We start from the raw sequence: 12,388 nt of genomic DNA, 5'->3' as shown, positions 1-12,388 counted from the left end.
ACGGAAGGTTGTAGGCTGACGCATGGGTTTGGTTCTGCGTCGACTGAAATTGAATGTGCCAGGCACCCCGTTAGCTCATGTAGCTTCGCTGTTGGTGCTGGCAGTCTCTTTAATATTCGTGATAACAAATACAATACATGTTGGGCAGGACGCGGCCTTTATTGCGTTTATCCCCGCGATTATTATCATTGCATATCTCGAAGGGCGATTGCTCGCCATCGCCGCGACGCTTCTCATGGCAGCCGCCGGCTTGTGGGAACAGCGCGTCCTGAATTCTCAAATCTCTGCGGAGGATTGGACGCGCGCCATCTTCCTCCTGGTTTCGGGTGGCCTGATCGCGTTTGTGTTCCACCGCCTGCGACAGGATTTGCGCGAGGCGCTCGAGGTCGCCGAGGCAAGGCTTGCTGCCATCGATGCTGCCGAGGGCCGCTATCGGTGGGCCTTCGAGCGCGCCGCCTTGGGTTTTGCGAATGCCAATCGACGTGGCGAACTGCTGCAATCGAACAGACGTCTGTTTGAGATGACCGGCTACGGAGAAGAGGAACTTGCGCAGCTGGAGCTGGAGGCGCTCGTTCTTCCTGACGATCGAGATGCCGTGCGGGATTTGTTGAAAGATCTGAGCAATGGCGCCGCGTCATCCGCTGCGGATGTTCGCCTGTTGAGGAAGGACGGCAAGGCGTTCTGGGCTCGCCTGGCCTTGTCTTCGTCGCGGCCTGACGAGGTGTCCACCGAGAGCGTGTTCGTGGTGATCGACGATATTTCCGAACGCCGAGCCGCCCGCGAGGCTCTCCGGGCTCAGAAGGAATGGCTTGATCTCGCTCTGTCTGCCGGACGCCTGGGTACGTGGCGTATCGATCTCAAGGAGGGGACAGTCACAGGCTCCGACAAGTTCTGGGACATCCTTGGCCTGCCGCCAACGCGCGTCCGCCCCTTGGAAGAACTTTCGACCGTGATTCATCCGGCCGATTGGCTGAAGCTGGCGGCCTCGGCAAAACCATCGTCGGGTGTGAATTACGACATCGAGATCCGTGTCCGGCGGACGGACGGCCATGTGCGCTGGATTGCCATGCGCGGTCGGCAGGAAAAACACGGCGATCGACCGTTGCGCATCGGGGTGGCTGCCGATCTCACCGAGCGTCGACAAACCACGCTTCTTCGCGCTGCCGTGAAGAAGCGCGAGCGCATCATGCGCGAAGAACGCCATCGGTTCAGCAACCTGTTCCCGGTCATCACGGCCCTGGTGAAGATGATCAATGTTCCCGAGAACGACGTTGCCAAATACAAGGAAATGCTGATCGATCGGATCAGAACGCTGGAAGCGACGCACATGCTCCTTTCAGGTCATAGCAATATTTCAGGGTTGCTCCACGAGCTCGTGGCCCAGGAACTGCAGCCCTTCAAGGAAACACGGGATATAACGATCAGCGGCCCCTCCGTTTTAGTACCAGGTGGCGCCGCCGAGAGCCTTGCGATGATACTTCACGAGCTGACGACAAACTCCGTGAAACACGGTGCGCTGGGTGACTCACAAGGCAAGGTCGAGGTTAAGTGGCAATTCGCATCCGACGGCGCGGGCGACGATCTCGTGTTCGACTGGGTGGAATCGGGGCGGCGGAAGAACGCAAAGGTCGTGCGCCACGGTTTCGGTTCCATGATAATCGGCGTCGACGGCACGCCGCTTGTCGGTCATTCCCCGAAACTGGAAATATCGGAGCACGGACTGCGGTATTCATTGCGGCTGTCGCGGAAGGAAATCGAACTCTGAAGCGCGTCATCTGTGAGACGATCTGGTGACACGCTTTAAGCTCTTGTCCCGTGCATGTCACCCAAACCGCTCGCCTTGAGCGATGGCCGTCAGTTGACATTCCTCGACAGCCAGCTTTGCAGCAAAACGGCTGCTTCGGTCCGGTTTCGGACGCCGAGCTCGCGCAGAACGGCAGCAGCATGGATTTTCGTTGTCGCCTCCGCAATATCCAGGTTGCGGGCGATCTCCTTGTTCGAATACCCCTCCGCCATCAGTTTGAGGACGTCCTGCTGTCTCGGTGTGAGCCTGTCGAGATTGGCGCCGTTCACGCTCCGACGAGTTTGATTTTTCGCCGGGGGCAATGTCGGATATGGCTTCTCGGCCGACGCTCGAGACAATAGCGCCGGCACATAGATCCGGCCGGAGAGGATCTCGTTTACGGCCAGCACGACTTCCTCGTCTTTCTGCGACTTGACGATGTAACCGTGCAGTCCGATCGAAAGAGCGGTCAGTATCTCAGAGCGCGAATCGTCCCCCGAAACGATCGCAAAGCGCGTGCCGGGATAGGCCGACAGAACATCCCCGAGAACCTCCTGGTTAAACAGTCCGGGCATGTTAAGGTCGAGGATCGCAAGATCGATGGATGCCTGCTCCTCGAGAAGATTGACCACGGCATCGAAGCACGCAGCCTCGAATATTTCGGCATTCGGAATCCCAGCCGTAAGTGCTAGCCGCAAGCCGCGCCGATACAAGCCGTGATCGTCAGCGATGACGATCCGATACATTGAACTACCCCAACGCTCACTCGGTTCCCGACGAGAAAACCCGCTGAAACCTCCCATTCCTCCATGATGGACACAACTGCGGCGATCCTGAAAGTCGTGATCAACCACCAGTCGTCACATCACAGTGATATCCACGGCGTCCCCACCCGCGAACATCACGCATGCATAATATAATCCTAAATTGCGAAAAAGCTTCTGTTATTTTTTTTAACCCTGCGCGAGCTGCCCGGCCTGCTGAGCGATATCGAGCACAAGAGGCCGCGTTGCCTCACGGCTTTTTGATGCCAGCACCTGCCTTCACCGGGGGCTCACAGGCCAATCCCGGCACTTGGCGGACGCTGCTCGCGGCCAGGTCCTGACCGCTCAGGCCGGCCTCGATTTCGCGGAAAATTCAATACCGGAAGAGCGTTGGCGCGTTGCCATTCGAATGCACGACGACAGCCACCCCAGCTGTCACATACCCTTCTCGTATGATGTTCGGAGTGCCGCCGAGGGTCGGGCCGGATGCCAAGTCCGAATGAACTCGAACACGAGATGCCCGGACAGAACCAAATTGTAAATCAGGGAGGATCGGATGAAAGCGGTGATTCAATGTGGTGGAATGGGCACGCGCCTTCGGCCCTTCACGTCGGTCTTGCCGAAGCCCTTGATGCCGATCGGAGCCCGGCCCGTTCTTGAGTTGCTTCTCAAGTGGCTGCGGCGCAACGGCATAGAAGAGGTCTACATCACGACCGGCTATCTCGGACACCTGATCCGCAGCGTCTGTGGAGATGGATCTCAATGGAATCTGAAGATCAGATACACCCAGGAAATGGAGCCGCTCGGCACCATCGGGCCTCTGTCTCTGATCAGGGAAGAACTGAACGATACATTTGTCGTGCTCAACGGCGATGTTCTTACCGATCTAAGCCTCAGCCGGTTCGTAGCCGCGCATCGGATGCACAAGGATCCGGTCACGATCGCCACTGCCTGCCGGCTGATCAAGATGGACTTCGGCGTGATCGACGAGGTCGACAATGCCGTTCAGCTCTTCAGGGAAAAACCGACACTTTCCCATCTCGTCAGCATGGGCATTTACTGCATGAACCCGGATGTCCTGCGGTTCATTCCTTCCGGCATCCCTTTCGGGTTCGACGATCTGATGCTCCAGATGATGCAGGGCGGCACGGCCGTGCATGTGTACAAGCACGACGGTCTCTGGCTCGACATCGGTCGCGTTGACGACTTCCAGAACGCACAGGCGATTGCCTGGGAAGAGCAGTCGACCTCGATCGAGGTCGCCGCCGCGGCCGCGTGAAGAGTTCAGAAATCAGAGGCCGAACCAGCAAATAACAGTTCAGGAGGTCAAGATGCTCTTGGTGAGCGCACCAATTCTAGGTGTACCGGAGAAGGTAGCCCTATCGAAGGTGATTGATAGCGGCTGGCTTACCATGGGAGAGCGGGTACAAGCTTTCGAGCAGGCCTTTGCCGACATCCATGGCGCACAGGATTGCGTTGCGGTCGGTTCTTGTACCGCGGCGCTTCATCTCATCCTGCACGCGCTGGGAATCGGGCCGGGCGACGAGGTGCTGGTTCCGTCACTGACCTTCGTGGCGACCGCGAATGCCGTGCTGTATGTCGGGGCCACGCCGGTCTTTGTCGATATCGAGTCGGCCGACGTGCCGCTGATGTCGCTCGCGGAGGCCGAAGCGCGGTGCACGCCACGCACAAAGGCGGTCATTCTCGTGCATTTCGCGGGCTACCTCCCCAATCGGGAACAGTGGCAGCGTTTCGCCCGGGCTAGAGGGCTGCATATCATCGAAGATGCCGCGCATGCTCCCGGCCTGAGGGAAGTGGGGACATTCGGCGCAGCGGCTGCCTTCAGCTTCTACGGCAACAAGAACATGACAACGGCGGAAGGGGGCGCTGTGATTGCGCGCGACCCCGATCTGCTCGACAGGATTCGCCAGGCCCGCGGGCATGGCATGACCACCGGGACACATCAGCGGCTGAACAGCCGTACGCCGCAATATGATGTCACCATGCTCGGGTTCAACTACCGCATGGATGAGTTGCGGGCGGCGATCGGACTGGTTCAGCTGCAGAACCTGCAGGAGTGGAACGAAATCAGGCGCATCCTGGCCGTGCTGTACCGGCGCCTCATCGCGGAACGCTGCCCTGCCGTGACGGTTCCCTTCAGCGAACCCCGGACGTCGGCTTACCACATCATGCCGATCCTCCTGCCGCGCTATGCGAGGCGGCAGGATGTTATCGACGAATTGCGGGCGCTGGGGATCCAGACCACGATCCATTATCCGCCGGTGCACCAGATGACACTCTATCGTGAGCGTTATCCCGACACCCATTTGCCGCGTACAGAGGATTTTGCCCAGCGAGAGCTGACAATTCCACTGCACCCCCAGATCACGTCGCCTGTCGCGGAGGCAGTTGTGGCTGCGCTGGCAGCCGCGCTTAGCAGCGGCGCTCAGACAGGAACCGCGGCATGAATGCATCAGATCTCTCACTTCACCGGCGTCTCGTGGCAAGCCCCACGCATGGCTTCGTGAGACGTTCGATCGATCTCGCGGTCGCCGGCGCCGCGTCCGTTATTTTGGCGCCGCTGATGCTGCTGATTGCCGTGGCGCTTCTGGTCGAAGGTGGCCGCTCCGTCTTGTTCGTGCAAACCCGCATGGGCGCCGGTGGCCAACCCTTCCGCATGTACAAATTCCGCAAGTTCAGGGTGGACTGCAGCTCCCAAGGACTCGCCCTGACCATGGTTGGCGACAGCCGCATGACGACGATAGGCCGGTTCCTCGCCGCGACCAAACTCGACGAATTGCCGCAGCTGTGGAATGTCCTCAAAGGCGAGATGGCGATCGTTGGGCCACGACCCGAGAGCCTGGCTTTCGCCGATTGCTTTCACGGTGGCCTGGAGGCCGTCCTGCGCTACAAACCTGGCCTGCTGGGCCCAACGCAGGTTCTTTTCAGGCACGAGGCGCGTTTATTTCCCCAATCCGTGGATCCGATCCTGTTCTACCGGGAGGTCATGTTCCCGGCCAAGGCAAGGCTCGACCTGTCCTACTATCCGCAGCGCACCATCGGCTCCGACATCATGTGGATGGCACGCGGCTTCCTGGCGGTTGTCGGCTGGGTTCCATCACCGCCGATCGACGTATGAACCCCAAAATGGAAAGCGCTCCATCAAGCCAAGGGAATGCGCAGTCATGAGTTACAATGGCAAGAAAGTTCTGGTGACAGGCGCGGATGGATTTATCGGTTCGCATCTCACCGAAGCGCTTGTTCGCAACGGGGCCGATGTCACGGCCCTGGCGCTCTACAATTCCTTCGACAGCCATGGATGGCTGGACGATTTGCCGGACAACATCCGCAGCCGGCTGAAGCTCGTCCGCGGCGACGTCCGCGACAGCGCGTTCCTGAACCGGATCATGCGGGGCCAGGCCGTCGTGTTTCATCTGGCTGCCCTGATTGCGATTCCATATTCCTATGCGGCCGCCCAGTCTTATGTGGAAACCAACATCCTGGGCACGGTGAACGTGCTCGAAGCGGCGCGTCAATGGGAGACGGAGCGGGTGGTTCATACCTCCACGAGCGAGGTCTACGGAACCGCCCAGACCATGCCCATTCGCGAAACGCATCCGCTGCAGGGACAGTCACCCTATTCGGCATCCAAGATCGGCGCCGACATGATGGCGGAGTCCTACGCCAGGTCGTTTGATGTTCCGGTCGTCATTATGCGGCCCTTCAACACATATGGTCCTCGCCAGAGTGAGCGCGCCATCGTGCCGACCATCATCCGGCAGGCCCTCGACCCGAACTGCCCGGCGATCATGGTCGGTGATACGAGCCCGATCCGTGACCTGACCTTTGTCGAAGACACCGCCGCGGCGTTCCTGACGGCCGGTTTGGCGGGGCTCGAATTCGGCCACGCCTACAATGCCGGCAGCCAACGCGCCGTGACCATCTCCGACGTATTGGACCTCGTCCTCGAATTGAGCGGTTCCAAAAAACCGGTCCATCGCGACGAAAGCCGCTTGCGGCCGCAAAATTCGGAGGTTCGCGCCTTGCTCGCCGATTCCTCGCGCTTTGAAAGCGAGACGGGATGGCGGGCGCAGACCAGTCTGCGCGATGGGCTCGAGCGGACGATCGCATGGTGGCGCGCGCGCCTTGGCGAAGGCCGGGTACGGCGCGAAAAGGGCTATATGACATGACCCTGCTGCGCCGGCATGTGGTGGCACTGTTGCTGATTGCCGGTGCCGTATTCCTGAATTTCTACATGGCCGGCGGTCGGGCAAGCAACGCGTCGGGGCCGCTGGTGGCGGCCAACCTTCCGGACTATCTGGGTGAAACAAGGGATCCGGCGTCCGGCACGGTCTTCTTGCGCATCACAGAACCCGGAATTCTCGGCCTGGCCGGTGTATGCGGGACGAAATACTGCACCCACCGCTATTCAAGCGCACAGGCCTGGAATGCCGACCAGAGCCTTCTTTTGATCGTCAATGGTTGCGGTGGCATGTGCTTTCTCGACGGCCACAGCTACGTCCCATTATTCCACCGCGACCGCTCGATTGAATGCGAATGGCATCCCAGGGATCCCCAGCTGATGATCTGCGTTGCCGGCCGGCAGATTTCAACCTGGGCGCCACGCACCAACCATGAGGACGTCGTGTTCACCTCGTCGGCCTACACCAAACTTCAGTTCGGGCCTAACAAGGGCAATCCCAGCCGCGATGGCAACCGCATTGCTGTGCGTGCGACGCGCAATGACGGCAAGGCGGTGGTCTTTGGCTACGACCTCAAGGAGCGGAAGAAGTTCCCGGATATCGATCTTGCCCAGCTTCCAGGAACCACCGGCTCCTGTTCGATCTCCCCGCTCGGAATCAACATTGTGTGCTCACAGGTATTGCCGGACGGCAATGAACCGAACTTCATCTTTTCCATCGACGGCGTCCTGCGCCAGAAGTGGATGGAGCACCACCGGCCCGGTCATGGCGACATGACGATCGATGCCGACGGCAGCGAAATTTATGTCGGGATCAGCAAATCGGATCCCGACAAATATCAGGTGATCAAGCGCCGATTGACTGACGGCAAGGTCACCTCGCTGATGAGATATGGCGAGGCCATGCATGCGTCGCTCAGGTCGCTGGACAGGCCGGGCTGGGTATTTCTAAGCTATGGCGGTACACCAGCCGAAATAGCGCAGCACCCTGATTGGGCGCCTTACGCGCAGCAGGTCATTGCACTGCGCTTGGACGGCAGCGGAGAGGTCCGCCGTGTCGTCGACACGCAAAACGCGCACTTCGATTACTGGAGCGAAACACATGCCTCGCCGTCTCCGGATGGCTCGCAGGTGATCTGGTCGAGCAATTGGGGCGTGCCCGGTGGCCCGGTATACGATTTCGTTTCCCGTCTTGAATGGCCTTCGGAGCCGGTGCCGAACCAGAAGGAGATTGTCGCAAATGGCCTTCGCTAAAAGAACCGTTCTTGCCTCGGTTGCCGGGATGTTCCTGACATCGATGGCTGCCGCCGGCGACGTCGAGCCCTATCGCCTGTCACCTGGCGATACGGTCGAGATAGGGATAGCGCCAATTCCGGATCGAACGCAGCGAGCGGTGGTCCAGATGGACGGCAATATCGCCCTTCCCGAAGTCGGGATGGTTATGGTCGGAGGGTTGACCGCGTCCGAGTTGCAGAACCGCATGCAGACGCTTCTGCCGGCCACGATCTTTCACGTGCGTTTGCCCGATGGACGAGAGCAGATGGTTGTCGTCAAACCAGGCGATATAACGGCCATCATCGCCGACTATCGTCCGATCTACGTGACGGGCGACGTGCTTACGCCGGGACAGCAGGTCTACCGTCCGCTCATGACCGTGCGGCAGGCGCTCGCCGTCTCCGGCGGCTTCAGCCTCTTGCGGTCGCGCGCGGGCCAGACAGGACCCGACCCGGTTGATCTCAGGCGCGATTACGAGACACTCTGGGGCGACTACACCAAAGAGTATTTTCACGCCGCCCGTCTCCGCGCCGAACTTCAGGACCAGGCGGATTTCGACAAGCAGACGCCACAGGGGTCGCCTCTGTCGCCCAGCGTCGGGTCAGCGGTCGCCCAGGCCGAGGCGGACGCGCTGAAGATCGCGCTAAGCGACTTCCAGCAGGAACAGGCTTTCCTTGAGAAGGGCCAGAAGGACGCGGCCGATCAAATCGAGCTTTTGCAGAAGCGCGAACAGGTCGAGTCCGAGAGCGTGAAGGCGGATCAGGACGACCTGGCGAAAGTGACCAAGGCGTTCGACGCAGGCAATCTGACCAACACCCGGCTCGCCGATGTCAGGCGCGCCTTGCTTCTGTCTTCAAGCGGTGCGCTGCAAACCTCCGTCGAGCTCATGAGAGCGCGGCGCCAGCAGGAGGACTATGTCAGGCAGCGCGAACGCAATGACAATCAGAGGAAGGTTGGCTTGCTGACGGATCTGAAGGACACCAACGCGCGGCTGGGGGATGTCACCGCCAGACTCCGCGCCGCCAGCGAGAAGTTGCAACCGACCGGAGCATCCGCCCAGCCATTGCCGATTGCCGGCGAAACGATCCAGGCTCAAGTTACGATCGTGCGCAAGATAGGCGACGAGTGGCGCAAAATCTCGGCGGACGAAGATACGATTGTGATGCCGGGGGATACGGTCGAAGCCAAATTCAGCAGTGATCTGCAAAGTGCTGCAATCCAATAGGGCGGCTTCAATCGCCGGCCGATAAAAGGGGGGCTTGGGAAACTGTTCGATTGGAGGGTCGAACAAACCGAACAGGAGATCCTGGTGAGGCTCAATTCCAGGCGAGATGCGAAGCGGAAATGGTTGATGAACACGGCTCGGATGGCTCAGCCGGCGGCTTATGCTGTCGGTGCGCCTTCGGCGGTCCGAATTCTCATGGCCGAGGCTCAACCCGGCAAGTCCGCGATTTGGCAGGACCTGGCGTCCAGCCAACAGATCCACACGCAGGGCGACCGGGTGTCGGACGACTACAGGGCCAGTCATTGCGCGCCGGGCTACGGCGCGCACTACAACATGACGCACGAGTTCGGCTATTACGGTGCGCTGTGGGACAAAATCGAAAGGCCCATGATCCTGGACGTTCTTCGCCCAATGGGCGGAGCCGGTCGAAACTGCCTCGATTTTGCATGCGGAACAGGTCGCATCACCAACGTCGCGGCTGAGGTTTTCGGCGAGGTGGTCGGCGTCGACGTTTCCAAATCCATGCTTGCCTGCGCGCAAGTTCCGAACAATGTGAAACTGCGCAACATCGATATGACGATGGAATCCCTCGAAGAGACCTTCGATGTCGTAACCGCGTTTCGCTTTTTTCTGAATGCCGAGGATCAGCTGAAACGGGAAGCGCTGAAAGCGATAAACCAGCAGTTGAAGGATGACGGAAGGCTCGTGTGCAACGTTCATATGAATGCGACTTCGCCCATCGGCCTGGTTTGCCGGCTGCTCAATTGGTCGCTTGGACGCACGGTTCGCAACACGCTAAGCGAGACGAGATTCAAGAAACTCCTGACCGCTTCCGGCTTCGTCGTGGAGGAAGTGATACCTTACGGCTATCTGCCTCGGCCTGGACGCCTCTTGCCGCGGCTCTGCGAAGCATTGATCGAGCCCTTCGAGAAGCTATCCAGAACCCTGCGCGTTCCCGGACAACTGGCGCAGCATTTCCTGGTTATCGCGAGGAAGCATTAGATCGCGAGGAAGCATTAGAAGACGAGATCGCTCACCAAAATGGCTCGATGAAACGGCCGTGAGCCGGGCGCCGTGGCTTTGCCTCTGCGGCGACTCACCCCCCGAAAAAAATGATGCGGGCTCAGTTTCGTTTGCCTGAAACGCGATCTGTACAGCCCTCCTCGCACCTTAAAACGGCAGTTTTCCCCTGGTTTAATGCGTCGATTCCCGGTTTTTCGGGCCAGCGTCACGATTTTGCTACATTTTGACCGAAGGCCACGTACGTTAGTGGGGCGTAATATTATAAGGCAAAAAGGGAAAACGCTCCTGAAAACCAAAAAATTGTTGACGGCCGGCGGAGCCAGTGAACCTGCCCGACGACTTCTTACCGGAGGTCGCAAGCCATGAGCCTTGGTGGAAACTCGCCCGATCTGCGTGGCGCTATGCTTGGCGCCGCGCCCGCACTGGTAGGCGTTGGCGTGTTCTCGGCGGTCATAAACATTCTTGCCCTGACCGGCTCCGTCTACATGCTGCAAGTCTACGACCGCGTTCTGCCTTCGCAGAGCGTTCCGACGCTGGTCGGATTTACGATCGGGATGCTGGGCCTTTACGCGGTTTACGGCCTGCTGGATTTTGTGCGGCTTCGCCTCCTGGTTCGAATCGGCAATCGCCTCCATAAGACTCTGCAGCAAAGGGTCTTCGGCCTCTCTTTGTCCTTGCCGCTCATCGGCGGGCAGGACGCGAGCCGGGTACAGCCGCTTCGTGACCTGGATCAGTTGCGCGGCTTCCTTTCCGGATTGGGGCCGACTGTCGTCTTCGACGCACCGTGGATACCGTTTTATCTACTGGTCATCTTTCTTCTGCATCCTTCGCTCGGTCTGCTGGCGACGGGCGGCGCGATTGTTGTCGTGCTGCTCACGGTTGTCGCGGAAATCCTTGGTCGCGGCCCGGCCGCGCGCGCGTCCGAGACGCTTGTGTCGCAACGCAACCTTGCCGACTCTGGCCGTCGCAATGCGGAAGTTGTCCGCGCGATGGGCCTTTCCGGGCGGCTTGCCCGCCGTTGGGGTGAGGTCAATCACGCATATCTCACGCACCAGGAGCGCCTTTCCGACATCGTCGGCGCCACCGGTTCAACGTCGAGGGCGCTGCGGATGGCCTTGCAGTCCTGCGTCCTGGGGCTTGGTGCCTATCTCGTGATTGGAGGTGAAGCGTCGCCTGGCGTGATCATAGCATCATCCATATTGCTGGGCCGCTCGTTGGCCCCGGTTGACGCGGCGATGGCAAACTGGAGAGGGTTTGTGGCATTTCGTCAGAGCTATTCCCAACTGGCGAGGGCGCTGACCGCCTTCGGCAGCCATGACGAGCTCATGGAACTGCCAGCGCCGCAGGCGATGCTTGCGGTCGAGGAACTGACAATAGCCCCGCCAGGCCAGCAAAAACCGACCGTGGCCAATGTCAGTTTCCGCCTGCAGGGGGGCGCGGGAATGGCGATTGTCGGCCCAAGCGGTTCCGGGAAAACGACACTTGTGCGCGCGCTGGTGGGCGTGTGGCAGCCGCTTCGCGGAACGGTAAGGCTGGACGAAGCCTCGCTCGACCAATGGGGTCACGAACAGCTTGGCACCCATATCGGCTATCTGCCGCAAGATGTTGAACTGTTTGATGGAACGGTTGCCGACAATATTTCGAGATTTGGCGGCAAGGGCGACGCCAAGGGCGTGCTGGCAGCCGCCAGGGCGGCGGGCGTCGACAAGATGATCATGCGATTGCCGAATGGTTTTCAAACACGCGTAGGCGAGGGAGGGGCAGCCCTTTCGGCCGGACAGAGGCAACTCGTTGGGCTTGCCAGGGCACTTTATGGCGAGCCGTTTCTTGTCGTCCTCGACGAGCCGAATTCAAACCTGGACGTCGATGGCGATGCCGCCCTGGCCGGCGCGATCCTGGCGGTGCGCCAGCGTGGAGGCATAGTCATCGTCGTTGCGCACCGTCCTTCCGCCCTCACCAATATCGACAAGGTACTGGTAATGTCGAATGGGACGCTTCACTCCTTTGGCTCGCGCGAGGAGGTGCTGGCCAACGTTATCCGGCCCTTCCCCTCGCCAGCTGAACGGCCGGCGTCGGTTGTCCCGATACAGAAGGGAGTAAGCGGTCATGCGTGAGGT

At 59.9% G+C, this 12,388-nt stretch carries 10 protein-coding genes; 9 read left to right on the top strand and 1 reads right to left on the bottom strand.

From position 1 onward, the window contains the following. The first annotated feature begins 22 nt into the window (after positions 1 to 22). Positions 23 to 1,765, top strand: coding sequence for a sensor histidine kinase (locus tag MesoLj_RS32385; protein ID WP_140774876.1), 1,743 nt, complete (start codon positions 23 to 25; stop codon positions 1,763 to 1,765). Positions 1,766 to 1,854: 89 nt separating this feature from the next. Here MesoLj_RS32385 and MesoLj_RS32380 read toward each other — a convergent pair whose 3' ends face one another. Further along, positions 1,855 to 2,529 carry a LuxR C-terminal-related transcriptional regulator gene (locus tag MesoLj_RS32380; protein WP_140774877.1) on the bottom strand — a complete coding sequence of 225 codons (675 nt, stop codon included), beginning with the start codon at positions 2,527 to 2,529 and terminating at the stop codon, positions 1,855 to 1,857. A 574-nt stretch (positions 2,530 to 3,103) separates the two neighbouring features. Between MesoLj_RS32380 and MesoLj_RS32375 the strand changes: the two genes are divergently transcribed. The 8 genes from MesoLj_RS32375 to MesoLj_RS32340 all read left to right on the top strand — a co-directional run bounded on the left by MesoLj_RS32375 (position 3,104) and on the right by MesoLj_RS32340 (position 12,385). Further along, on the top strand, positions 3,104 to 3,826 hold the full coding sequence (locus MesoLj_RS32375) for a nucleotidyltransferase family protein (RefSeq protein WP_140774878.1): 723 nt from the start codon (positions 3,104 to 3,106) through the stop codon (positions 3,824 to 3,826). Between the two features lie 52 nt (positions 3,827 to 3,878). Next, the gene (locus tag MesoLj_RS32370; protein WP_140774879.1) at positions 3,879 to 5,015 is read left to right on the top strand and encodes a DegT/DnrJ/EryC1/StrS family aminotransferase; all 1,137 of its coding nucleotides are present in this window, start codon (positions 3,879 to 3,881) and stop codon (positions 5,013 to 5,015) included. A 56-nt stretch (positions 5,016 to 5,071) separates the two neighbouring features. Then, the gene (locus tag MesoLj_RS32365) at positions 5,072 to 5,686 is read left to right on the top strand and encodes a sugar transferase (RefSeq protein WP_244735236.1); all 615 of its coding nucleotides are present in this window, start codon (positions 5,072 to 5,074) and stop codon (positions 5,684 to 5,686) included. A 46-nt stretch (positions 5,687 to 5,732) separates the two neighbouring features. Beyond that, positions 5,733 to 6,737, top strand: a complete 1,005-nt coding sequence (locus MesoLj_RS32360; RefSeq protein WP_140774881.1) for an NAD-dependent epimerase/dehydratase family protein — start codon at positions 5,733 to 5,735, stop codon at positions 6,735 to 6,737. Further along, complete coding sequence (locus MesoLj_RS32355; RefSeq protein ID WP_202323881.1) at positions 6,734 to 8,002, top strand: hypothetical protein; 1,269 nt, start codon at positions 6,734 to 6,736, stop codon at positions 8,000 to 8,002. The genes MesoLj_RS32360 and MesoLj_RS32355 overlap by 4 nt, the downstream gene beginning before the upstream one ends. Continuing rightward, the gene (locus MesoLj_RS32350) at positions 7,989 to 9,248 is read left to right on the top strand and encodes a polysaccharide biosynthesis/export family protein (protein WP_140774882.1); all 1,260 of its coding nucleotides are present in this window, start codon (positions 7,989 to 7,991) and stop codon (positions 9,246 to 9,248) included. The genes MesoLj_RS32355 and MesoLj_RS32350 overlap by 14 nt, the downstream gene beginning before the upstream one ends. A gap of 84 nt (positions 9,249 to 9,332) precedes the next feature. Continuing rightward, positions 9,333 to 10,250, top strand: a complete 918-nt coding sequence (locus tag MesoLj_RS32345) for a class I SAM-dependent methyltransferase (RefSeq protein ID WP_244735235.1) — start codon at positions 9,333 to 9,335, stop codon at positions 10,248 to 10,250. A 383-nt stretch (positions 10,251 to 10,633) separates the two neighbouring features. Continuing rightward, positions 10,634 to 12,385 (top strand): type I secretion system permease/ATPase, encoded by a 1,752-nt coding sequence (locus tag MesoLj_RS32340; protein ID WP_140774883.1) that lies wholly within the window; start codon positions 10,634 to 10,636, stop codon positions 12,383 to 12,385. Positions 12,386 to 12,388 lie beyond the last annotated feature (3 nt).

The sequence above is a fragment of the Mesorhizobium sp. 113-3-9 genome (assembly GCF_016756515.1).
Taxonomy (GTDB): Bacteria; Pseudomonadota; Alphaproteobacteria; order Rhizobiales; family Rhizobiaceae; genus Mesorhizobium.
The sequence above is the reverse complement of the archived record's forward strand: the minus strand, read 5'-3'. Positions and strand labels throughout refer to the sequence as shown.